At 62.2% G+C, this 23,607-nt stretch carries 20 protein-coding genes; 10 read left to right on the forward strand and 10 right to left on the reverse strand.

Features of this window, described 5'->3' with window-relative positions:
- Positions 1–60 precede the first annotated feature (60 nt).
- Positions 61–1,251, reverse strand: coding sequence for an efflux RND transporter periplasmic adaptor subunit (locus tag NL154_RS16105; protein WP_183699070.1), 1,191 nt, complete (start codon positions 1,249–1,251; stop codon positions 61–63).
- A 46-nt stretch (positions 1,252–1,297) separates the two neighbouring features.
- Positions 1,298–2,113, reverse strand: coding sequence for an alpha/beta hydrolase fold domain-containing protein (locus NL154_RS16110; RefSeq protein WP_434732960.1), 816 nt, complete (start codon positions 2,111–2,113; stop codon positions 1,298–1,300).
- A 166-nt stretch (positions 2,114–2,279) separates the two neighbouring features.
- Here NL154_RS16110 and NL154_RS16115 point away from each other — a divergent pair, with 166 nt between their 5' ends.
- Positions 2,280–3,191 carry a LysR family transcriptional regulator gene (locus tag NL154_RS16115; RefSeq protein WP_183699066.1) on the forward strand — a complete coding sequence of 304 codons (912 nt, stop codon included), beginning with the start codon at positions 2,280–2,282 and terminating at the stop codon, positions 3,189–3,191.
- Between the two features lie 244 nt (positions 3,192–3,435).
- Here NL154_RS16115 and NL154_RS16120 read toward each other — a convergent pair whose 3' ends face one another.
- A complete protein-coding gene (locus NL154_RS16120; protein ID WP_210630062.1) occupies positions 3,436–4,179 on the reverse strand; it encodes an SDR family oxidoreductase in 744 nt (247 codons plus the stop codon).
- 116 nt (positions 4,180–4,295) lie between these two features.
- Between NL154_RS16120 and NL154_RS16125 the strand changes: the two genes are divergently transcribed.
- From NL154_RS16125 to NL154_RS16135, 3 genes are read left to right on the forward strand one after another with little or no spacing between them, the layout of a single operon-like run.
- A complete protein-coding gene (locus tag NL154_RS16125) occupies positions 4,296–5,204 on the forward strand; it encodes a LysR family transcriptional regulator (protein ID WP_434732961.1) in 909 nt (302 codons plus the stop codon).
- 24 nt (positions 5,205–5,228) lie between these two features.
- A complete protein-coding gene (locus tag NL154_RS16130) occupies positions 5,229–5,543 on the forward strand; it encodes a hypothetical protein (RefSeq protein WP_210630058.1) in 315 nt (104 codons plus the stop codon).
- Between the two features lie 48 nt (positions 5,544–5,591).
- Entirely contained in the window at positions 5,592–6,209 is a 618-nt protein-coding gene (locus tag NL154_RS16135) for a DNA-3-methyladenine glycosylase (protein WP_434732962.1), read from the forward strand.
- 83 nt (positions 6,210–6,292) lie between these two features.
- Here NL154_RS16135 and NL154_RS16140 read toward each other — a convergent pair whose 3' ends face one another.
- The 3 genes from NL154_RS16140 to NL154_RS16150 are packed head-to-tail and all read right to left on the reverse strand — an operon-like array spanning position 6,293 to position 9,507.
- Positions 6,293–7,834: a DHA2 family efflux MFS transporter permease subunit gene (locus NL154_RS16140; RefSeq protein WP_434732963.1), complete on the reverse strand. Its 1,542-nt coding sequence runs from the start codon at positions 7,832–7,834 to the stop codon at positions 6,293–6,295.
- Positions 7,827–9,050, reverse strand: coding sequence for an HlyD family secretion protein (locus tag NL154_RS16145; protein ID WP_434732964.1), 1,224 nt, complete (start codon positions 9,048–9,050; stop codon positions 7,827–7,829). The genes NL154_RS16140 and NL154_RS16145 overlap by 8 nt, the downstream gene beginning before the upstream one ends.
- Positions 9,043–9,507: a MarR family winged helix-turn-helix transcriptional regulator gene (locus NL154_RS16150; RefSeq protein ID WP_434732965.1), complete on the reverse strand. Its 465-nt coding sequence runs from the start codon at positions 9,505–9,507 to the stop codon at positions 9,043–9,045. The genes NL154_RS16145 and NL154_RS16150 overlap by 8 nt, the downstream gene beginning before the upstream one ends.
- Positions 9,508–9,738: 231 nt before the next feature.
- Here NL154_RS16150 and NL154_RS16155 point away from each other — a divergent pair, with 231 nt between their 5' ends.
- The 3 genes from NL154_RS16155 to NL154_RS16165 all read left to right on the forward strand — a co-directional run bounded on the left by NL154_RS16155 (position 9,739) and on the right by NL154_RS16165 (position 15,900).
- Complete coding sequence (locus tag NL154_RS16155; RefSeq protein WP_210630049.1) at positions 9,739–11,280, forward strand: cation:proton antiporter; 1,542 nt, start codon at positions 9,739–9,741, stop codon at positions 11,278–11,280.
- A gap of 259 nt (positions 11,281–11,539) precedes the next feature.
- A complete protein-coding gene (locus NL154_RS16160) occupies positions 11,540–12,718 on the forward strand; it encodes an efflux RND transporter periplasmic adaptor subunit (RefSeq protein WP_210630048.1) in 1,179 nt (392 codons plus the stop codon).
- A complete protein-coding gene (locus tag NL154_RS16165; protein ID WP_210630046.1) occupies positions 12,715–15,900 on the forward strand; it encodes an efflux RND transporter permease subunit in 3,186 nt (1,061 codons plus the stop codon). Before NL154_RS16160 ends, NL154_RS16165 begins: the two co-directional genes overlap by 4 nt.
- Before the next feature lie 34 nt (positions 15,901–15,934).
- Here NL154_RS16165 and NL154_RS16170 read toward each other — a convergent pair whose 3' ends face one another.
- Positions 15,935–16,672: a metallophosphoesterase gene (locus tag NL154_RS16170; RefSeq protein ID WP_405047682.1), complete on the reverse strand. Its 738-nt coding sequence runs from the start codon at positions 16,670–16,672 to the stop codon at positions 15,935–15,937.
- A 203-nt stretch (positions 16,673–16,875) separates the two neighbouring features.
- On the opposite strand from NL154_RS16170, the gene NL154_RS16175 reads away from it, so the two are divergent.
- Positions 16,876–17,985 (forward strand): acyl-CoA dehydrogenase family protein, encoded by a 1,110-nt coding sequence (locus NL154_RS16175; protein WP_210630043.1) that lies wholly within the window; start codon positions 16,876–16,878, stop codon positions 17,983–17,985.
- Positions 17,986–18,035: 50 nt separating this feature from the next.
- Here the strand turns inward: NL154_RS16175 and NL154_RS16180 are convergent, their stop codons facing one another.
- Positions 18,036–18,500, reverse strand: a complete 465-nt coding sequence (locus NL154_RS16180; RefSeq protein WP_085780172.1) for an RrF2 family transcriptional regulator — start codon at positions 18,498–18,500, stop codon at positions 18,036–18,038.
- A gap of 176 nt (positions 18,501–18,676) precedes the next feature.
- A complete protein-coding gene (locus tag NL154_RS16185) occupies positions 18,677–19,465 on the reverse strand; it encodes an SDR family NAD(P)-dependent oxidoreductase (RefSeq protein WP_210630041.1) in 789 nt (262 codons plus the stop codon).
- Positions 19,466–19,603: 138 nt separating this feature from the next.
- On the opposite strand from NL154_RS16185, the gene NL154_RS16190 reads away from it, so the two are divergent.
- Positions 19,604–20,374 (forward strand): TIM barrel protein, encoded by a 771-nt coding sequence (locus NL154_RS16190; RefSeq protein ID WP_434732966.1) that lies wholly within the window; start codon positions 19,604–19,606, stop codon positions 20,372–20,374.
- Here the strand turns inward: NL154_RS16190 and NL154_RS16195 are convergent.
- Positions 20,371–21,390, reverse strand: a complete 1,020-nt coding sequence (locus tag NL154_RS16195; protein WP_168297274.1) for a LacI family DNA-binding transcriptional regulator — start codon at positions 21,388–21,390, stop codon at positions 20,371–20,373. The two genes, NL154_RS16190 and NL154_RS16195, sit on opposite strands and share 4 nt — an antisense overlap.
- Positions 21,391–21,568: 178 nt before the next feature.
- Between NL154_RS16195 and NL154_RS16200 the strand changes: the two genes are divergently transcribed.
- On the forward strand, positions 21,569–23,494 hold the full coding sequence (locus NL154_RS16200; RefSeq protein WP_168297273.1) for an ABC transporter substrate-binding protein: 1,926 nt from the start codon (positions 21,569–21,571) through the stop codon (positions 23,492–23,494).
- The last annotated feature ends 113 nt before the right edge of the window (positions 23,495–23,607 follow it).

The raw sequence follows: 23,607 nt of genomic DNA on the forward strand, positions 1-23,607 counted from the left end.
GCCGCCGGCGGGTCATATTATTTCGGGTATCGGCCTTCCCCCGCAGGAGAAGGCGGGATCTTACTGAGCGGTCGCGACCTTCTCTTCCATCTGCGGAACGACGACGGCACCGGGACGGATGCGCTGCAGGCCGTTGACGACGATCTTCTCGCCGGCCTTCAGGCCACTTTCGACCACCCGCTGCCCCTCAGTCAAAGCGCCGAGCTGCACCTGCCGGTAGGCGACCCTGTTCTCACCGTCGACGACGAAGACGAATTTCTTGTCCTGGTCGGTGCCGACGGCGCGGTCGCTGATGACGATCTTGTTCTCGGCCTTCGGCTGGCCCATGCGCACGCGCACGAACTGGCCGGGGATGAGACGTCCGCCCGGATTATCGAAGACGGCGCGCACACCGATGGTGCCGCTCGATGCGTCAACCTCGTTGTCGATCAACTGCAGCTTGCCCTTGATCGGCGTGCCTTCGTCGGCGAGCGTGCCGACCTCGACCGGAATCTCTTCGACGGGCGGCAGGGCGCCGTCCGTCTGCGGCAGCTGGGCGAGAGCGCGGGTCACCATCTCTTCGCTGGCGTTGAAGCTCGCATAGATCGGATCGACCGAAACGAGCGTCGTCAGCGCAGGCGAGGCCGATCCGGCCGCAACCAGGTTGCCTGTCGTCACCTCGATCTTGCCGATGCGGCCGGCAACCGGCGCCCGTACCTGAGTATAATCGAGATTGAGCTGGGCAGACTGCAACGCGGCTTGTGCCGAACGCAAGCCTGCCTGCGCCTCGGCCAGCGCGCTCTGGCGCTGATCGAGATCGCTCTGGGAGATGGTGCGGTTATCGGAAAGCCTGCGGCCGCGGTCAAGCTCGGTCTGCGCCAGACTGACCTTGGCTTCGGCCGAAGCCACCTGGCCTTGGGCCTGCGCCACGCTCGCCTGGTAGGGAGCCGGATCGATGGTGAAGAGCAGGTCGCCCTGCTTCACCAGCGCGCCCTCACGGAAAGCCACCGAAAGGATCGCGCCTTCGACACGGGGACGGACCTGGACACGATCGACCGCTTCGAGACGGCCGGAGAAGGTCTCCCAGGCCGTCACGTCGCGGGCTTCGACCACGGCCACCGTCACCGGTACGGCGGGAGGCTGCGCGGGAGCGGAAGCTGCCGTAGCCGTCGTGCTCATCGGCAGCTCGAAAAACAATGCAGCGCCTGAAACGGACGCAATAAGTCCTATGCCGGCGCCCACGAGGGCCCAGCGCTTGCTTCTGGACGTCATCAGTACTCTCCTTGCGGCCCCAGGCCGCCAAAATATCAGATCTTCTTCAATGCAATTGCGGTTGGACGCTTACGTCCTGTAGGAAACGTCCGAAATGGCGGCTGACGTGTTCCTGCCAGTCGGGTGCCTCCCCAGATTTCCCACCATAAATCGAGGGCCAGCCCGTCCCGGCGGGAAGGACATGCTGGCGCACACCGACGCCGGCCTTTTTCAGGCGGGCACCGTAACCGAGTGTTTCGTCGTGCAGAGGATCGTCCTCTGCGGTGAATATCAGCGCTGGCGCGACGCCTGAAAGACGCGAACAGAGGCAGGGGGCCGCATAGGGGTGGCAGCCGCCACCGCTCAGATAATGGCTCCAGCCGTCCGCCCAGCGCTGTCGCATGCCGATCGCTTCGGCCTTGCGGATCGACGACGTGCCCATGAAGGGATCGAGCAGCGGTGAAATCAGTACCTGGCCGTCGAGCGCATCCGGCATCTGATCGCGCGCCTTGAGCGCCACTCCGGCAGCGACGTTGCCGCCCGCCTCCTCGCCGGCGACGAATAGCAGCGACTTGCGGTCGCCGAAACCAGCGGCGCGCTTGTTGGCGAGATAGGTGAAAACGGAGAAGGAGACTTCCAACGCCTTCGGAAAGAGGTTGCCGGACAGTGTGCTGTAGTCGACGGCGGCGACGATGGCGCCGGCTTTGGCGAGACTGACGGCAACCGGCCGGTCGACATTCGTTTCTCTGTCGAGAAATGCCCCCCCATGCAGGTAAAGCACGATCGGCGGACCCTTGCCGTAATCGGCGCCTTGGTAGACACGCGCGGAAACGGGGCCGATGGCCACCTTATCCAGCATCATGTCCTTCCATTCTACCGTCATCGATCCTGTCTCTTTTGCACGCAACCGCCGGGCACACAGCACCTGCCGCTTGCATTTCGTATAAAAAAGATATTGTTATTCAGAACAGGGAATAAGAAGCAATATCACGATAACACTGTTCCGATTCTCGAATAATGGTGCAACGCAAACTGCGGACTTGAAACCGATGGATCAACTTTCGGCAATGCGCGTCTTCATCCGCGTCGTGGAGACGGGCAATTTCACCCGCGCCGCCGACATGCTCGCAATGCCCAAGGCGACGGTGACCAATCTCATCCAGGGCCTGGAAGCGCATCTGCGCACCAAGCTTCTGAACCGCACCACGCGACGGGTCATGGTGACCACGGACGGCGCGCTTTATTACGAACGCGCCGCCCAGATCATCTCCGAGCTAGAGGAACTCGACGGCAGCCTCTCCAACTCGCAAAGCTTGCCGAGCGGGCGGCTGCGCATCGAGATGAGCGGCGCCTTTGCTGACGCCATCGTCGTTCCGGCACTTTGCGATTTCTACCAACGCTATCCCGACATCCGTCTGGATCTGGGGGTCAGCGACCGCACGGTGGATTACCTGGTCGAAAACGTCGATTGCGCGCTGCGGGCGGGCACGCCCACCGATCAGTCGCTGATAGCCCGGCGCGTTTCGGAGATGGAGCTCGTCACCTGCGCTTCGCCGAGCTACATTCAGAAATTCGGCATGCCCGAACGGCCGGAGGATTTGGAGGCCACGCACTACTCCGTCAGTTATTTCCGCGCCCAGAACAACCGGACCCTGCCCTTCGAATTTCGCAGGGGCAACGAAATGGTCGAGACTACCCCGCGCTGCATCGCCTCGGTCAATGACAGCCGCACCTATCTGACCGCGGCCCTGACGGGCCTCGGCGTCGCGCAGGTGCCGACCTTCATGGCGCGTGAACCGATGCGGCGGGGCGAACTCGTCCGCGTGCTGCCGGACTGGCGCCGCGATCCGGTGCCGCTTTATGTGGTGTATCCACCGAACCGCCACCTCAGCAACAAGGTCCGCGTCTTCGTCGATTGGCTGGTCAAGCTCCTGGTCGAGGCCAAGCTGAACGATTTCTAGAGCATGTCGCGCGGCGGCAAAACAGAGACGGCCCGGAAGGCAAGAGAAACCTTCGACGGGCCGCAAATTTTGAACATCGGACCGGTCGCGCCGCAGACTGGGCGCGGCAGGCTCTGGAGGTTCGGGAGAGAGCGTCAGGGAACTCCACTCTCTCGCGATAAAGTAACTATAGCCACTCCCGACAAGATTGTAAGGGGGAAGACCTACAATCTTCGTTCACATGATTGCGATGACGGCGCCTTCGTCAGATCACGCCGCCATTGGCGCGCAGCGTCTGGCCATTGATCCAGCCGCCGTCCGGGCCGGCGAGAAAGGCGACCACGCAGGCAATGTCCTCAGGCGAGCCGAGCCGCTCCAGCGGGTTCATCTTCGCCATGCGGGCAATGAGTTCCTCCGTTTTGCCGTTGAGGAAAAGATCAGTAGCCACCGGCCCGGGCGCGATGGCATTGACCGTGATGTTACGGCCGCGCATCTCCTTGGCCATGATCGCCGTCAGCGTTTCGACGGCGGCCTTGGTGGCGGCGTAAACCCCGTAGGTTTCGAGCTTCAGCCCGACGACCGAAGTCGAAAAGTTGATGACCCTGCCGCCATCGCGCAGGCGCCGGGCCGCTTCCCTGAGCGTATTGAAAGTGCCCTTGAGATTGACGCCGATCTGGCGATCGAAGTTTTCGTCGTCAGCCTCGGCAAGCGACGACAACATCATGATGCCGGCATTGTTGACGAGCACATCGACGCCGCCAAAGGCGTCTTCCGCAGCGTCGAACATCCGCCGGACGGCTTCAGCATCGCTGACATCCGCCTTGGCCGCCAGCGCCCTGCCGCCAGCCTGCTCGATCTCTCGGGCGAGGTCTTCGGCCGCGGCCGCACTGCCGGAATAGTTGACGACGACGGTGAAACCGTCTCTGGCGAGGCGTCTGGCAACGGCCGCGCCGATACCACGGGAAGCGCCGGTGACCAGTGCGATCTTGCTGTCTTTGTTGGAAGCCATTGTTCTTCTCCTTCTGCGCCGCAGCGCGTTTTCGATGAGAAGAAGATGAGCCTTTTCCTGCGGCGGATAATCGTGCATTCTCCGCCATCACTATCCGGGAAATACGAACAAAGAAGATGGACAGGTTCGATGCCATGCGTGTGTTCTGCCGCGTTGTAGAGCGCCGCAGCTTCACCCTCGCTGCGGGAGACACCGGCCTGCCGCGCTCGACCGTTACTGACGCTGTCAAGCAGCTCGAGGCCCGCCTCGGCGTGCGCCTGCTCCAGCGCACGACGCGCCATGTCAGCCCGACGCTCGACGGCGAGGCCTATTATCAGAGCTGCCTGTCGATCCTCGCCGACATCGAGAACGCGGAAGGGGCCTTTGCCGGCGCCAGACCGAAAGGCCTGCTGCGCGTCGATGTGCACGGCACGCTCGCGCGCTATTTCGTGCTGCCGAGCCTGCCGTCCTTTCTGGAGAGCTATCCCGAGATCGAGTTCTATATGAGCGAAGGCGATCGGCTGGTCGATCTGGTGCACGAAGGCATCGATTGCGTGCTGCGCGTCGGTACGCCTGCGGACAGCGACATGATCATCAGGCGTGTCGCCATGCTTGATGAGGTCACGCTCGCCTCTCCCGCCTATGTCGCCGCGCGCGGCCTGCCGCAGCATCCGGACCGGCTTGCCGGCCATCGCATGGTCGGCTTCCGCTCCAGCAGCGCGGACGGTCTGCTGCCGCTCGAATTCATCGTCGATGGCACGGTACACAAGCTAAGTATTCCCGCGACCGTCACCGTCAACGCCGCCGAAAGCTATGTTGCTGCAGCGAGGATGGGCCTCGGCCTGATCCAGATCCCGCGCTACCACGCCGAAAAAGACCTGTCCGACGGCACGCTGGTCCACGTGCTCCCGGATTTTCCGCTGACCCCGACGCCGGTCTCCCTGCTCTATCCCCGCAACCGCCAGCTTTCGCCGCGCGTGCGCGTCTTCGTCGATTGGCTGGTGAAGGTCTTCGCTCGACAAAATTCCAAAAACACGCTTTGCTAATATGAGCGCTTGCGGGGAAGGGCCATGGCACTCAGCGATATCACCGTCTATCAGACGGAAGACGGTTTCGTCGTCGAATTCGGCGGTGAAGGCGAAGACAGCATTGCCGTAACGCTGCGAAGCGCAGCCCAACTGACTTCGGAAAATGCGGTCGCGCGCGCCAGGGCCCTGCTTGCGGCAGCAACCGAACCAGCCCATGGCGACGGCGCACGCAGCAAGGATCCGGCCTTGCTCGAAGAGGAGCTGGAGGAAGGTCTGGAAGATTCCTTCCCTGCCAGTGATCCGGTCTCGGTTACATCATCCTCGATCCCGATGCGTGATCCGAATGCCGGCCGCTGACGCGGCCGGCCTCATCAAATGGTTTTGGGATGACGGCGGCGGCAGCGAATGTTATCTGCCTCGGTTATGACCGATGGTGGAATGACAAAGAGCTCGATCGGCGCCGGCGCGCTTGCCGGCGAAGGCCTCAGGGCGTTTTTCGAGCGCGACGCGATCACTGTGGCCCGCGACCTGCTCGGCTGCCATCTCACAGTTCATGGCGCCGGCGGCCGCATCACCGAGACCGAAGCCTATTTCCCCGATGACGAAGCCTCGCACAGTTTTCGCGGCCCGACCAGGCGCAACGGCGCCATGTTCGGCCGGCCCGGCAATGTCTACATCTACCGCATCTACGGCATGTACTGGTGCCTGAACTTCGTCTGTCATCCGGGCTCGGCCGTGCTGATCCGGGCGCTCGAGCCGGAAACGGGAATTGCCGCCATGACGGAGCGGCGCGGCACCGATATGCTGGCGGCGCTCTGCAGCGGCCCGGGCAAGCTCTGCCAGGCGCTCGGCATCGATATCGAAATCAACGACAGGCCGCTCGACCGCCCGCCCTATGCGCTGACACCGTCTGCGCCGGTGCCTGTCGTCTCGGGAAAACGCATCGGCATCACTAGAAATGCCGAAGCACCGTGGCGCTTCGGCATTCAGGGATCGCGATATCTCAGCAAACCGTTTCGCTAAGCAATTCCAGCAAAAGTGTGAAGCGGTTTTGCCAGGAAAAACCGGAAGCCGGCTTTCCCAGGGATTGCGTAAACGCTTGAAGTCTATTCCATGACCGCGCTGTGGTCGACGGCGGGCGCCGCCTTCGGCTTGCGCAGCAGCAGCGCCAGCGGGATGACCGCGAGCGACATCAGCATCAAGAGCTTGAAATCGTCCATATAGGCGATGATCGTCGATTGCAGGGTGATGATCTCGTTGAGCGAAGCACGGCCAGTGGCCGTCAGGGGGCTCAACCCTTGCGCCGCCATGGCGTTGAAGGCGTGGTTGAAAGGCGTCACATAGGCCGCGATCGACTCGTGATTGCTCTGCGTGTTCTCGACGATCAGTGCCGAGACGATCGAGATGCCGACCGCCGAACCGATGTTTCGCGACAGATTGTAGAGGCCGGTGCCGTCGCCACGCATTTGGGCGGGCAGCGTCGCGAAGGCAATCGTCGTCAGCGGCACGAAGAGAAAGCCGAGGCCGGCGCCCTGGATGAAGCCGACCGAGACGATCGTCCATTGCGAAACATCGGGCGTCCAGCCCGTCATGTCGTACATCGCCCAGGCGGTCAAGCCGAGGCCGAGCACCAGCAGCAAGCGCGTATCGACCTTGCCGATCAGCCGTCCGACAATGAACATGCAGAGCATGGTGCCGAGCCCGCGCGGCCCCATGACGATGCCGGCGGTGATGACGGGATAGCCCATAAGCGTCTGCAGATAGGGGGTCATCAGCGCCAACGAGGCGAGATAGGTGACGCCAACAACGAAGATGAAGATCATGCTGACCGTGAAGTTCTGGTCGAGAAACAGCTTCGGATTAACGAAGGATTTCTCTGCCGTCAGCGTGTGCACCAGAAGCAGATAGAATGCCGCGGCGCAGACAATCGCTTCGACCATGATCTCGCCCGAGGAGAACCAGTCGAGCTGTTCGCCGCGGTCGAGGAAGAGCTGCAGCGCGGCGATGAACAGGCTCATCATTCCGAAACCGAACCAGTCCAGCTTGGCGAGCAGATCCCGCTTGGTCTCGGTGACGAAGACGACGATGCCCATGAAGGCGAGCGCGCCGATCGGCACGTTGATGTAGAACACCCAACGCCAGCTGATATTGTCGGTCAGCCAGCCGCCGATGACCGGGCCGAGCACCGGCCCGACCATGACCGAGACGCCGAAAAGCGCCATGGCCGAACCGCGTTCCTCGACAGAATAGATGTCGAGAAGGATGCCCTGGGAAAGCGGCACCAGCGATGCGCCGAACAGGCCCTGCAACAGGCGGAAGGCGACGATCTGGTTCAGCGATTGCGCAAGGCCGCAGAGAACGGAGGCGGCCACGAAGCCGGCGATGGCGACGAGCAGCACGCGCTTGCGGCCGAATTTCGCGGCGAGGAAACCGGAGGGCGGCGTCATGATCGCCGCCGCGACGATATAGGAAGTGAGCACCCAGTTGATCTGGTCGGCGGAGGCAGACACGCTGCCCTGGATATAGGGCAGCGCCACGTTGGCGATCGTCGTGTCCAGCGCCTGCATGATGACGGCGAGGATGACGCAGGCCGTGATCGCGCCGCGATTGGCGACCGAGGTCGCCGGAGATGCCGGAGCGTCACTCATGGTCCTCGCCCTGAGGCCGGCCCAGAAGCGTGTTGACGAAGTCGGGCAGGCCTCTGATATGGCCGGTATCGATGTCGACGACCGTGCTCATGCCGACGCGCAGCGGCGGCTTGCCTGCGGCATCCTCGATGCTGACGCGCATCGGAATGCGCTGCACGACCTTCACCCAGTTGCCGGTGGTGTTCTGCGCCGGCAGCAGCGAGAAGCTGGAGCCGGAGGCCGGGCTGATGCTCTCGACCTTACCCTTCCACGTCACGCCGGGATAGGTGTCGACGTAGATCTCGGCGGTCTGACCTGCTTTGACATAGGTCAGCTCGGTTTCCTTCGGGCTGGCGGCGATCCACAGATGATCGGTGGCGACAAGCGAGAAGGCCTGCTGCGAGGCCTGCAGGTAGGAGCCGACCTGAAGCGCGTTGACATTGGTGACGATGCCGTCGAACGGCGCCCTGACAACACTGTGGTCGAGTTCGCGCTGGGCGTTGTCGACCTGCGATTTGGCCTGCAGATAGAGCGGGTTTTCCTCGACCGGTTGGTCGGCGCTGCCGCCGAGCTGGGCGAGCGTCGTTGCTGCTTCCGCCTTGGCGACGGCAACCTTCTGCTGAGCGGCCTCCAGATTGTGCTTGGCCTCGTCGTAGGCCGACTGCGTCGCGCTGCCGTTGTTGACGAGGGCCTGCTGCCGGTCGAACTGATCCTGGTAATAGGGCAGATCGGCCTGCGCCTGGGTGATCTCGGCGAGAGACTGCTGATAGCTCGCCTTGAGGTTCATGATCTGGTTGCGCTGCGCGCCGAGCTGCGCCTTGGCGCCGTCGAGCGCGATTTTGAAGGAATCGGCCCTCAGGCTGAACAGCACCTGCCCCGCCTTGACCGCCTCGTTTTCATGCACGTCGATCTGATCGACGATGCCGGAGACATCGGTGGTGACCCCGACCATGTCGGCCTGGATGTAGGCGTTGTCGGTCGACATCACCTGGCCGCCATTGACGTAATAATAGCCGCCGACGACGAGCGCCACCGGCAGGAGCGCGAACAGGATCGGCCGCGTGAGACTGCGCCGGCGGCGGACCTTGCTACCGCCAGGCGCAGCCACCGCAGCAGCCGGCGCTGAATTGGATGAAGGCGCTTCGGCTACCGTTTCCTGCTGTTTCGCTTCATTTTCTTCAACAGGTGACTTGGCATTGGCGTCGGCAACGACGCGGAGGGGAGATTGATCAGCCATCGTTCATCTCATTCTCCTCAACCGGGGTCCTGCATGCCTGGACCAGGTTGGTCTTCATTACGGACAGGATGTGGAAAAGCTGCTCGCGCTGCTCGGCTGAGACCCCGTCCAGTGCCTCTGCGCGGGTGACATCGCCAAGTTCGCGCATTTCGGCGAGCAGGGGATGCGCCTCGTCGCGCATGTAGAGCAGCCAGATCCGCCGGTCGGTCGGATGCTGGCGGCGTTCGATGAGCCCACGTTCGGCGAGCTTGTCGAGAATGCGCACCAGCGTGATCGGTTCGACTTCGAGAATCTCGGCAAGGCCGCTCTGGTGGATGCCCTCGTTGTTCGAGAGATAGGCGAGCGTCTGCCATTGCGACCGCGTCAGGCCGAGGCATTTCGCGCGTTGCTCGAACCGCTTGCGCAGCAGCCGTGCGACGTCGTGCAGAAGGAAACCGAGTGTGGGCGTGGCGTTCATGGAAACCTATGCCGGATATTTATAAGCATACTTATGATATGGCCACATATATTGAGCACAGATGCCTGCACAAGAGCGCAAGCCGGCGATTCCGCAACCCCGGCCAAAATGCCGCAGGCCGCGGCCGGGCGCTTGCCGTCCCTCACAGCTTTAGGCTCGAACGGTAGCCGTGGCATCGCCCGGCCCTAGTTTCAGGCAAAGAACCACCCGCTGAAATGGCCTGGAGGGCCCATGGCGTTCTTCGAAAGCATGCTGACGCTGCTCTTGGTGGCGATCATCTTCCTGCAATTCTCCAGGAAGTTCCGTGTTCCTTATCCGACCATGCTGGCGATCGCCGGCATCATTGTCGCTGCCTTCCCATGGGCTCCGGAGGTGGCGATCGATCCCAGGCTGGCGCTGGCGCTTTTCATCGCACCCGTACTTTTCGATGCCGCGTACGATTTGCCGCCGAGGACGTTGAGGCGCAACTGGCTGCCACTCTTTTCGCTCGCCGCAATCGCCGTCATTTTGACGGCCGCGGCCGTCACAGCCGTCGGCGTCGCAATGGCCGGCCTGCCGCTTGCCGTGGCCGTCGCACTCGGCGCTATCGTCGCCCCACCGGACGCGGTTGCGGCGACCGTCATGCTCGACCGTTTCAATCTGCCGCGCCAGACCTATGTAATCCTCAAGGGCGAGAGCCTGCTCAATGACGCAGTCGCCCTCCTCATCTTCAGCGCCGCAGTGGCGGCCGCCACCAATCCCGCCTTCTTCACCGGCATTCTGGCAGAATTGACGCTGGCAGCGCCGGGCGGTCTCATCCTCGGCTATCTTCTCGGCCGTCTCTACATGATCGTTGGTCTGAAGCTCGCCGGCACGCTCGGCGGCACGCTGCTCGAGTTCGTCGCCACCTTCGGCACGTGGATCATTGCCGAGCGACTGCACCTTTCGGCGATCCTGGCGATCGTCGCATATGCCATGGTGATCGCCCGCTACATGCCGGAGCGGCAGACGGCCCGGCATCGCATTCATTCCTATTCGGTTTGGGAAGCCGCGGTTTTCCTGCTTAACGTGCTCGCCTTCCTGCTGATGGGCTTGCAGGTCCGCCAGATCGTCCTCGATCTCGATCCCGGCCGCCTGAATTTTGCCATGACCTTGGCAGCCGCGGTCTTCGTCACTGTCATTGTCGTGCGCCTGGCCTGGGTGCTCGTCTATAACCGCGCCATCACCTTTCTTGCCGAGCGCGGTCTCACGACACAAGCCGCTCCCACGTTTGCCGCGAGCCTACTTGCCGGCTGGTGCGGCATGCGCGGTCTCGTAACATTGGCAACTGCGCTCGCCCTGCCGATCGACTTCCATGATCGCGATATCATCCTGCTCAGCGCGCTGGCCGTCGTTCTCGGCACGCTCATCGTCCAGGGATTGACGCTCGGGCCGCTGATCCGCTTCCTGAAATTCGATCCGGACACATCCCTGAACCGCGACATCACCAAAGCCCGCGTGGCATTGATCGACGCGGCGCTTGCCGAGCTTGAAGGTCAAGACAAATCGACCCGCATTCTGCGTGACGTCTATACCTCCGAGCGCGAGATCGCCGCCGACGGCAAACACCCGCGCGAGGTCAGCAGGCTCGACAAACAGCGCCGCAATGTCATCGGTGCGAAACGCCGCAAACTGGCCGCGATGCGCCGCGCCGGCGAGATCGACGACGACGTCTTTCATATGCTGGAACAGGAGCTTGATTGGGCTGAGCTTGCCGTTCTGCCGCCCGGTCGAGATGAGATCGTCGAAAGCTGATGCCGTTCCATGAAGTTCACGGATTCCGGAAAAGCGAATAATTGGCATTTGCTATTTTTTGTCGCTGCCGCTTATATCCCGTTCCATAGCGTTTCGATTTTCCATTGTGCATCGCATACCGGCTTTCCCTTCCAACGATTGAACGCCGGGGAAATCACGGGAGCCCGAGGCTTTCGTTCAAAGCAACAAGACATGAATAGCATCACTTCATCTTAAGTTCGGTGGCAGTCGATCGGCCGCCGCGATTGGAGGGACCGATATGACTTTCGCGCTTCGACGGAAATTGTTGCTCGCCTGCATCGCCACGTTCATGCCTATGGTCGCGATGGCGCAGGGCGCACCGTCCGCCCCTCCCCCTGTCACGGTCGCGAAGCCGGTGGTGCGCGATGTCATCGACAATGACGAATTCATCGGCCGTTTCCAGCCGGTCGACGAAGTCTCCGTGCGTTCGCGCGTCGGCGGCTACCTGCAGGAAGTTCATTTCGAAGATGGCGCCCTGGTCAAGCAGGGCGACCTGCTCTTCGTCATCGACCAGCGGCCGTTCGTCACCGCGCTCAGCCAAGCGAAGGCCGCGCTCGAAGCGTCGCAGTCCACCCTTGTTTTCGCCGACGCTCAGTACAAGCGCGCCCAGTCGCTCGCTTCGAGTGGCAGCCAATCCGCACAGACGCTGGACGATCGCCGCCGTGAATTCGATTCCGCCCAGGCCAATGTCCGCGGCGCTCAGGCCGCCGCCGACCGCGCGGCGCTCGACCTCGAATATACCGAGATCAGGGCGCCACTGAGCGGCCGCATCGACCGCCGCCTGCTCTCGACCGGCAATCTCGTGCAGGCCGACCAGACGGTGCTCACCACGATCGTCTCGCTCGACCCGATCGACTTCTATTTCGACGTCGACGAGCGCCGCCTGCTGAATTTCGCCGACACCGCACGCAAGCAGGGCAAGGATCTGCAGCTCGGCGGCGGCGGCGTCGATGTATCCGTCACGATCTCCGACCCCACCGCCAAACCTTTCATGGGAAAGCTCGATTTCGCCGAGAACCGGGTCGACAATGAGAGCGGCACCATCCGCATCCGCGCCCGCCTTGCAAATCCCGACCTCGTCCTGCAGCCGGGCCTGTTCGGCCGTGTGCAGGTCGCAGCCTCCAATACCTACAAGGCCATTCTCGTTCCCGATGAGGCGATCGGCTCGGACCAGAACGAACGCGTCGTCTATGTCGTCGACGCGCAAGGCAAGGTTTCGACCAAGCCGGTGCGGCCCGGACCTCGGCTCTACGGCTATCGCGTCATCCGCGAAGGTCTCGACGGCACCGAGACGATCATCGTCAACGGCCTGATGCGGGCGCGGCCGGGTTCGACCATCACGCCGCAGATGAGCGAACTGCCGCAGGAGCGGCAGGACACGCCCCCCGAATCCGCAAACGCGGAGAGCGGACAATGAGATTCGCCCATTTCTTCGTGGACCGGCCGATTTTTGCGGCCGTCATCTCGATCCTCTTTCTCGTCGTCGGCGGCATCGCCTATACGCAGCTGCCGGTCTCTCAATATCCGGAGATCGCGCCGCCGACCATCGTCGTGCGCACCTCCTATCCTGGTGCCGACCCGCAGACCATCGCCGATACCGTTTCGACCCCGCTCGAACAGCAGATCAACGGCGTCGAAGACATGCTGTACATGTCGTCCTATTCCAGCGCCGACGGCGCCATGTCGCTGACGATCACCTTCAAGCTCGGCACCGATCTCGACAAGGTGCAGGTGCTGGTCCAGAACCGCGTTTCCATCGCGCTGCCCCGTCTTCCCGAGGAGGTTCAGCGGCTCGGCGTGACCACCGACAAGAGCTCGCCCGACCTGATGATGGTGGTGCACCTCCTGTCGCCGTCGCATCGTTATGACCAGCTTTACGTCTCGAACTATGCCCGCAACCGCATCCGTGACGTGCTCGTGCGCCTCGACGGCGTCGGCGATGTGCAGATCTTCGGCGAACGGCAGTATTCGATGCGCATCTGGCTGGATCCGGAAAAACTCTCCGCCTATGGCATGACCTCGGATGACGTCGTCTCCGCCCTGAGGGACCAGAACGTACAGGTCTCCGGCGGCAAGATCGGCGCGCCGCCGGTGACCGGCAGGAACGCCTTCGAATATACGGTGCGAACGGATGGGCGTTTCTCCGATGTGCGCGAGTTCCGCTATGTCATCGTCAAATCGACGGGGGCGGGCCGGCTCGTACAGTTGCAGGATGTCGCCCGCATCGAACTCGGCGCGCAGGACTACGTCACCAACAGCTACCTCAACAACGACCCTGCGGTCGCTCTCGGCATTTTCGCCCGGCCGGGAACCAACGCTCTCGATACGGCCCACCAGGTCCAGACGCTGATGAAGGATATCTCCCAGAGTTTCCCGGAGGGCCTGGAATATCGCATCGTCTACGACACGACCGAATTCATCTCGGATTCGATCGATGAGGTCTACAGAACCATCGCCGAAGCGGCCATCCTGGTGGCGATCGTCGTTCTCGTCTTCCTGCAATCCTGGCGGACCGCGATCATCCCGATCGTCGCCATCCCAGTGTCGCTGATCGGCACCTTCGCTATCCTGCTCGCCTTCGGTTTCTCGCTCAATATGCTGACGCTGTTCGGCCTGGTGCTCGCCATCGGCATCGTCGTCGACGACGCGATCGTGGTGGTGGAAAACGTCGAGCGCAATCTGGCGCGCGGCATGACGCCGAAGCAGGCGTCACACGTGACGATGGACGAAGTCGGCACCGCTGTGGTGGCGATCTCGCTGGTGCTGATCGCGGTCTTCGTGCCGACGGCCTTCATTCCGGGCATATCAGGTCAGTTCTACAGGCAGTTCGCCGTGACGATCTCGGTCACCACTGCGATATCGGCCTTGAACTCCCTGACGCTTTCGCCCGCCCTTGCCGGCATATTGCTGAAAGCCCACGATCACGAGACGAAGCGCAAAAGCATTGCCTCACGCCTGGGCACCGGTCTTGCAAACGGCTTCAATCGCGGCTTCGACCGGATGAGCTCCGGCTATTCGTGGACCGTCCGGCACCTGGTCGGCAGCTGGATAGGCTTGACCTGCTCGATGCTCGCCTTCGCCGGCCTGCTCGGCGCGACCTGGTACATGACCACCCGGGTGCCCTCGGGTTTCATCCCGACCATGGACCAGGGTTACGCGATCGTTGTGGTGCAGCTTCCGGACGGCGCCTCACTGGCGCGGACTGATGCCGTCGTCAAACAGGTGGGCGACATCGCCCGAACCGTGCCCGGCGTCGGCAATGCCGTGCAGTTTGCCGGTTTCAGCGGAGCGACCTTCACCAATGCCTCGAATGCGGGGGTCGTCTTCGTTCCGTTCAAATCCTTCGCCGAACGCGAGGAAGGCGGAGAAAACGCCAACAAGATCATCGGCGAGCTCTTCGGCAAGCTGCAGAGCATCCAGGAAGCCTTCATCATCGCAATCCCGCCGCCATCCGTGCGCGGCGTCGGAAACTCCGGCGGCTTCAAGATGCAGATTTCCGATCTCGAAAATCCCGACATGACGCGCGTGCTGGGCCTTGCCCGCCAGATGATGGGGGCGGCGGCAACGACCGAAGGGCTGACCGGCGTCTTTACGACCTTCTCCGATGCCAGCCCGCAATATTTCCTGTCGATCGACCGCGACAAGGCGCGCTTCCTGAACGTGCCGATCCCCAATATCTTCAATGCGCTTTCGATCAACCTCGGCGTCGCCTACGTGAACGATTTCAACGCGTTCGGCCGCGTCTACCAGGTTCGCGCCCAGGCCGACCGGCAATACCGCATGGACAGGGAGGATATTCTCGCGCTGAAGGTACGCTCGGCGACCGGCGCGCTGGTTCCTCTCGGCACTCTGATGGACATTCAGGATTCCAGCGGCCCGGCGCTCGTCCAGCGCTACAACATGTATGTCTCGGTGCCGCTTCAGGGCAATCCGACACCCGGCACCTCGACGGGCGACGCGCTGAAGAAGATGGAGGAGCTGGCGGCCAAGATCCTTCCGCCGGGGACGACCTTCGAATGGACGGAACTCGCCTATCAGGAAACCCATACCGGCAACACCGCCGTCTACATCTTCGCCCTCTCCGTCATTTTCGTCTTCCTGGCGCTGGCGGCCCAATATGAAAGCTGGGTTCTGCCACTCGCGATCATTCTCATCGTCCCGCTTGCCGTGCTCGCCGCACTGATCGGGGTCTCGCTGAGAGGAATGGACAACAACGTCCTGACGCAGATCGGCCTGATCGTCCTGATCGGCCTTGCGGCCAAGAACGCCATTCTGATCGTCGAGTTCGCCAGGCAGGCGGAAGAGGAAGGAAAAACGCCAGTGGAGGCCGCCATCGAGGCGAGCCACCTTCGCCTGCGCCCGATCCTGATGACGGCATTCGCCTTCATCTTCGGCGTTCTGCCGCTCGCCATCGCCACCGGCCCCGGCGCCGAGATGCGCCAGTCGCTCGGCACCGCCGTCTTTTCGGGCATGCTCGGGGTGACGCTCTTCGGCCTGTTCCTGACGCCGGTCTTCTATGTCGTTCTGCGCGGCTGGCGCCGCAGCCGGCCGGCTGAAAGGCCGGTCGAAGCCGCCCCGGCCCAAAGCGAGACGGTCTGATCACGGTGTCATACAGCCTCCCGGTGGGATGATGTCAGGTGGAAAACAGATGCACCCGGCCCTGCCAGAACCGGGCAACGGTCAGCCTACCGCTGCGAAAGGCGCGCGTATCGAGATTGAGCCGCCTCGGGCGAATGTCGGGCTCGTCGCTGGGCGTGTGGCCGTGGACGACGAGTTTCGGCAAGGGAACCCTGCTTTCAAGAAAGCGGTGGCGGATGAGGACCAGGTCCTCATCCGTCTGTGCGGAGAGCGGCAGCATCGGGTCGATGCCGGCGTGCACGAACACCACGCTCGGTGTGTCCAGCATGATGGGCAGCGCTCGCATGAAATCGAGATGCGTATGCGGCAGAGACTGCCGCAGAAAGGCGTCGAGCTGCACGCCGGAGGGAAAGACGAGCGGCAGATGCTCCGGATCGAGGCCATAGGATTTCAGCGATTCCGCTGACCCCATCCGCATCCAGTCGTCATAAGGGAGCCAGCCGTCGACATAGTCGAGCATGGCGATCTCGTGATTGCCGGCAAGGCAGATGCGGTCGAAACCATCAGGCGGCGGCTCCATGAGGTGAGCGATGACCTGCGCCGATTCCAGACCCCGGTCGATATAGTCACCCAGTGTCACGATCAGCTTTTGCCCGGGCAATCGCGCGCCATCTTGCAGGATCGCCTCCTCAGCTTTTAAAAGCAGATCGTAGCGGCCGTGAATGTCGCCGATCGCATAAGTTGGAATCTCGGCGATATCCAGCGTCAGACGCGGTCTCGGCTGGCGCCCCATTTTCCAAACCTCGCTATGGCGAGCAAGTGCTTCACCCATCATGTTCCTCAATTGGATAGCCCCGGTTAACCATAAGTAGAGTGGAGGGCGAGGCGATCAAGTTGGTGAGAAAATTCGAAGCGTCCGGTTTTTCTGGAAAAACCGTTCTTATCATTCGAAGGAAAATCCCTCAATCCTGTCATCCTTCGAGGAAAGAGTGAGCGATGGGAACGTTATCGCAGTTTCAAGACCGTCTGAGGCCGCCGGCCCGCCGCATCGAAAACGAAGAGGAGGCCGTATCCACGGCTCGCAACCTCGCCGACACATTCCGTCATCAGGCAAACGAGCGCGATATCAACCGCATCCTGCCTTTTGCCGAGCTCGACGCGCTGTCGATATCGGGACTGACGGCAATCTCTGTTCCGCCCGAACATGAAGGGCTCGACGTGTCGAACGCCCTGCTTGCCGAAATCATCGCGATCATTGCCGAGGCCGACGCCTCGATTGGCGAGACACTGGAAAATCACTTTTCCGTACTGGAAACCCTCCGTACCCAGGCGGCCGAGGATCTGAAAGCATCGCTGTTTGCCCGTGTGCTGCTCGGCGACCGCTTCGCCGGCGCAACCGTCGCCGACGGCAGCGAGCTGTCGATCGACGGACCGGGGTACCGTTTGAGCGGGCGGATGCGGCCGGCGCCCGGTATTCTCTATGCCGATTGGATTGCCGCTGCCCTCACACTTCCGCCCGGCCGCCCTGTGACGCTCTACCTCAGCCGCAACAGCGGGGACGTGCAAGTGGTCGATGATTGGGACGGTTTCGGCCAGCGCACCAATGGATCGGCAACGACGCTCGCCGGCGCAGTGCATGTCGATGCCGGCACGATCGCGCCGGCCCCGTCGTCCGGTTCGACGGGCGTTTCGCTCGGCCTGCTGCTCAAGGCTGGAGTGGCCCTCGGCATCGCGCGGGCCGCCTGGGCCGACCTGATGACAGCCATTGGCGATCATACCGTCTCCCGCTCCCGGCTCGGCGAACACGCCGTCGGCATCGAAATCACGGCGGCAGCTCTGGAGCGAGCGGGCCGCAAACTCGATATCGCCCAGGTCAATCCTGTAGAGGCTGCGATGGCGGATGCCTATTTTTCCGCCTCGGCGGCCGCGATCACTGCCGGAGAAACCGCCCTCAACGCCGCAAACGCACTGTTCGAGCTCGCGGGCGAAGCGTCAACCGGCATAGGCCTTAATCTCGACCGCCATTGGCGCAATGCACGCATCCACGCGCTGTCGCTGCCTCGCGATCGATTGCTGGACCGCGCCGGCGACCATATGTCGAGATGAGCCCTGAACGACACAGCATGGCGCTTTAGACCGTATGAAATCGAAACGTCTCAGCTGGCGGCGGAGATCGGCAATTCGTCCCCGGTGTCTTCAATGCGGCCGCCGGCTGCGACGAATTGGTCGAGGGTCATATTGTCCAGAATGGCGGCGATCGCATCCCGAACATCGGTCATCGAACGCCGCACCTGACAGGTTTCCGGGTCGGCGCAGTCGTCGCAGGCCTCGTAAGCCGTCCGGCTGGCGCAGCGGATCGGCGCCAGCGGCCCATCGAGCGTGCGGATGACATGGCCGATGCGGATCTCGGAAGCCGGCCGCGAGAGAGAATACCCGCCGCCAGGCCCCTTTTTTGAACGCAGGATACCGACATTGCGCAGCTCGAGCAGGATCGTGTCGAGAAACTTCTTCGGAATATTGTTGCGCGCCGCGACGTCATTGATGAAGGCAGTCTCGCCCGGCGCCAGGCGCGCCAGATCGACCAGTGCCTTCAGGCCGTATTTTCCCTTCTTCGTCAGCATTGTCGTCGCCTTTTGAAAACCGCAATATTTGCCCGTCAATAGCAGGCAAATAACGTCGAAAGCGTGAAGATACAACAAAATAGCCAATTTTTATAGCTTGTATCGGCAACGTCCACGGCCGGCTGGCAGTCATGCGAAGAACAGGCTTGCCGTGCTGCTCATTGCGCCAGCTTCGATCAAATCGTCTTCAGCATGCCGCCATCGACGAAATAGGTCGATCCGATGCAGTAACTCGCCCTCTCCGAACTCAGAAAGACGAAGACGTTCGCCAGTTCCTCCGGCGTGCCGAAGCGTTTGGAGGCAGCATGCTCATTGGCAACGCTTTGCAGGTACCCTTCCCAGTTTCCGCCGCTTTCGGCCGTCAGCTGCTTGGCGGTCTTGATCCAGTCGGGCGTCAGGATCAGGCCGGCATTGATGCAGTTGACGCGGATATTGTCCTGGATGAGCTCGGTCGAGAGCGTCTTTGAAAACATCATCAGCGCCGATTTGCTGACATTGTAGATCGGTTCGTACCAGAGCGGCTGGACGGCGCAGATCGAGGCATTGTGCAGGATCACCCCGCCGCCTCGCTTCTTCATCTGCGGTGCGATGCCGCGCGCAAGCCTCACGGCGGCCATCACGTGCAGGTCCCAATAGGCCTGCCATTTCTCATCAGGCGCCTCCATGACGGTCTCGTTCGATCCGGTGCCGGCATTATTGATGAGGATATCGGCGCCACCCTTTTCGGCAGCCGCGGCAATGATCGCCTCCGTTCCCGCAGCCGTCGCGACGTCGGCGGCGACGGCGGTGGCGCTGACGCCGAATTTCTCGGCAATGCGGGCGCCCTCCGCCTCCAGCCGTTCGCCGCCACGCGCAGCCAGCACGAGGTCCACGCCCTCAGCCGCCAGCCCTTCGGCGATCGCCAGTCCGATGCCGACCGACGCACCCGTTATGACGGCGATCTTACCCTTCAATCCCAGATCCATGTCTTCCTCCGAAGCGCCGGCGATCCCGGCTCGTGGAAGCAAGTGTTCCGCCAATGAATCCGGGCGTCAAGCACCCAAACGCCTCTTGCGGCGGTCTCCGTTCTGTCGCAGCCTGCATCCGCACCGGGAGGAGTTTTCATGCGACGTTATTCAGCCTGTATAGAGCGGCTGTTTGCCGAGGACGGCGACAGCTTTCCCGACCGCATCCGTCGCGCCCATGCTGGCGGCCTGACGGCGGTCGAATTCTGGCGCTGGACCGACAAGGATCTGGACGCGATCGAGGCGGCGTTGAAGGAAACCGGCCTTGCCGTCACCAGCCTCGTCGCCGAGCCGATGATCGCGCTGACCGATGCCGCCAACCGGAAGGCCTGGCTGAAAGGCCTTGCCGATTCCGTCACAGTCGCCAAACGCCTCGGCGCGCCGGTGCTGATCGCCCAGGCAGGCGACGATCTCGCCGGCTTCAGCCGTGAAGAACAGCGCCGGGCCCTCAGCGAAACCTTGAAACCAGGTGCCGATATCCTGAAAGGCAGCGGCGTGCGGCTCGGCGTAGAACCTCTCAACATCCGTATCGATCATATCGGCTACTTCCTCGATTCAACCCGCGAAGGCCTCGACGTCGTCGATGACGTCGCCCGCCCCGAGATCGGCATCGTCTACGACATCTACCATTCCGCCGTGATGGGCGAACGCACCGAAGACGTGCTGGACGGCCGCCTCGACCGTGTTTTCCACGTCCATGTCGCCGATCATCCCGGCCGCAACGAACCGGGTTCCGGCGGGATAGACCTCGCTCATCGCCTCGACTGGATCTTCGCCAACGGCTATGCCGGCGCCGTCGGTCTGGAATACCGGCCGACCAAGCCCGGCGCGGACGCAGTCAAGGCTGCCATTGCTGCGCTCGGTGGTTAAACCCCGGGGACATCGACGCTCGCCGCCGCCTTGCAAGGTCCGGCCGAGCGGCGCTCGATAATGCGCGAGGCGATCATGATGCGCCTCGCCGGCATGCCCGGCAGGCGTGGATTCTCGATCCGCTCAAGCAATAGCCGCAGCCCCACGGCCCCGCATTCCTGCCCCTCCATCCTCACCGTCGTCAGCGCCGGCGAGATCAGTGACGCCGGCGAGTAGTCGCCGAAACCGACAACCGAAATATCGTCCGGAATGCGGTACCCCTGCCCAAGCAGTTCGGAGACCACGGTCAGCGCTAACCCGTCATGGGCGCAGAAAAAAGCCGTCGGGCGAATGCCTTTGTCCACGAGCGCCCGGAACGCCGTGCCGAAGCCATTCTCTTCGTCGAATTGCATAACATGGAGCGCAACATCAGGATAACGTTCGGCGATTTCGCGAGCGCCGTAATGGCGCTCCTGACGTCCCCGCAGGCCCGGCATGCCATAGACGTACACGATGGACCGGTGGCCGAGTCCGACTAGATACTCCACCACCGCCTGCCCTGCCTCATGGTCGGTGCCGCCGACATGGTCGACCTGCTCGAGCGCATCGACCCAGCCGAAACGCACGATCGGAACGCCGGTGGCGCTCGCCGCTGCCACGGCCTCACGGGCATGCGGACCAACGAGCATCAGGCCATCACAGCTGCGCGCCAACTCTTCCAACTGGCCGACATCATGGGTCCAGCGCACGCGCAGCGTCATGCCAAGCCGATGAGCCTCTCGCTGCACACCGTTCTGCACCTGCATATAGAGCTCGCTGTTGACGGCATCGAGATCGTGAAAGACCACCGCAACCTCGCCGGCAGCACCATGCCCGGCGGGCTTGGTGTAGCCTAGGCGCTGCGCCGTGTCGCGGATCAGCGCGCGCGTTTCCTCGCTGACACCGCTCTTGCCGGCGAGCGACCGCGAGACCGCAAATTTCGACAGCCCGACCTCTCGCGCGATCGTCTGCAAAGTAACCCGGCCCCTGCTTCCCACGTGGCACCTCGCCCTTCGATTGATAGGCGCTGGTTATACCAACTGCGCCTGTATGCCAAATTTTCTCACTAACGTGAACATAACGCTTTACCTAACAATATCCAAATGTAATCTTTCCCTCATCCCGGCCCCACAGCAAAAATAATGATAATGGCACGGGTTTTTGGAGGAGATCCCTATGATCAAGCTGAAACGACGTGCGTTTCTGGCCGGGACGTCGGCCGCCCTGATAATGCCGGCCCTGCCGGTTTTCGCCGCTGACTTCAAGGAAGCGGATGTCCTGAAAGCGAAAGTGTCGAGCGGCGCCCTGCCGGGTCTCCAGGAGAGGCTTCCCGAAAATCCGCTCGTCGTCAAACCGGTTGAAAGCATCGGCAAATACGGCGGCGACTGGAACATGGCGCTAGTCGGCGGCGGGTCGCTGTCGATGCTGTTCCGCTACCAGGCCTATGAGCCGCTGCTACGCTATACGCGCGATTGGTCTGGCGTGACGCTGAATGTCGCCGAGTCCTTTGAGGGCGATGCCGACTCCAAGGTCTATACGATCCGCCTGCGCAAGGGCATGAAATGGTCGGATGGCCATCCCTACACCACCGCCGACATCAAGTTCTGGTACGATACTGTTTTCACCGACAAGCGCGTCGCCTTTGTCGGTCAGGATCATTGGAAATCCGGCGGTAAGCCGGCCAAGCTGGAGATCGTGGACGAGCAGACCTTCAAGGTCATCTTCGACAAGCCGAACGGCCTGTTCCCGCTGCAGGTCGCCTGGGCAAACAACGATCAGACGACGCGCACGCCGAAGCATTATCTCGAGCAATTCCACATCGATTACAATCCGAAGGCCGATGAACTCGCCAAGCAACGCGGCTTCGAAAGTTGGATCGCGTCGTTCCAGGCGGCCGCCGGCTTCCAGGACGACAACGCCTTCTTCCTCAACTCCTCGAAGAAGCCCTGCGTGCATGCCTGGGTGTTCACGATCGCGCCAGGCGAAAACACCGAACGGGCTGTTGCCGAGCGCAATCCATACTATTGGAAGGTTGATAGCGAGGGCAACCAGCTGCCCTATATGGACCGCATCGTTTACCAGATGGTCGCCGACCCGCAGGTTCTGCTGCTGAAGGCCATGCAGGGCGAGGTCGACCTGATGGACCAGTACATTGCCACGCCGAACAACAAATCGGTTCTCTACGATGCGCGTGAGCAGGGCGGCTATGATTTCTACACGCTGACTTCGACCGAAGCCAATGTCATGAATTTCATCTTCAACCTGAACCACAATGACGAGACCAAGCGGAAGCTCTTCCGGAACAAGGATTTCCGTGCCGCACTCTCGACCGCACTCGACCGGCAGTCGCTGATCGATGCGGTGCTCGTCGGCCAGGGGGCGCCTGCCCAGCCGTCGATCAAGAAGGAAGATCCGCTTTACAACGAGCAACTCGCCACGCAGTTCACGGCCTATGACGTCGACAAGGCGAATGCCATGCTCGATCAGATCGTGCCGAAGCGCGACGACCAGAACTTCCGCCTCGACGAAAAGGGCCGCCGCCTGACGATCATCTTCGAGATCGACCAGGCGCGCGCCGTCTTCCTCGATCTCTTCCAGCTGGTGATCCCGATGTTCCAGGCGGTCGGCATCGATGCGCAGATGCGCACGATGGACCGTTCGCTCTGGGAGACGCGCGTCCGCCAGGGCCGTGATTTCGATGCGACCGCCCATCAGTTCGGCGCAAATGGCGGCGTCGCCGCCATGCTCGACCCGCGCTACTACGTGCCGACCGATGCCAACGCCATGTACGCCCCGGCCTGGCAACTCTGGTATCGCGACCGCACCAATGCCAATGCCGAGGAACCGCCGGAAAGCACGAAGAACCAGCTTGCGCTCTACGACAAGCTGAAGACGACTTCCGACCCATCGGGCCAGCGCGAGGTCATGAAGCAGATCCTTCAAGGCGCCGCCGACAATTTCTATGTCTTCGGCATCTCGCTGCCGCCCGACGGCTACGGCATCGTCAAAAACAACATGAAGAACATCACGAAAACCATGCCGAACTCCTTCGGCTGGCCGACGCCCGCTCCGACCATGCCGGAGCAGTTCTACAAGGTCTAGAGCAGTTCCAGGAAAATGCGAAGCGGTTTTCCTGGAACTGCGTTAAGACAAAAACTCAGAGCGATTACACGACTGGTAAGATTGAACCGCTCTGATGACCTTTTTCCATGATG

Source organism: Rhizobium sp. YTUHZ044, from assembly GCF_051123975.1.
Taxonomy (GTDB): Bacteria; Pseudomonadota; Alphaproteobacteria; order Rhizobiales; family Rhizobiaceae; genus Rhizobium.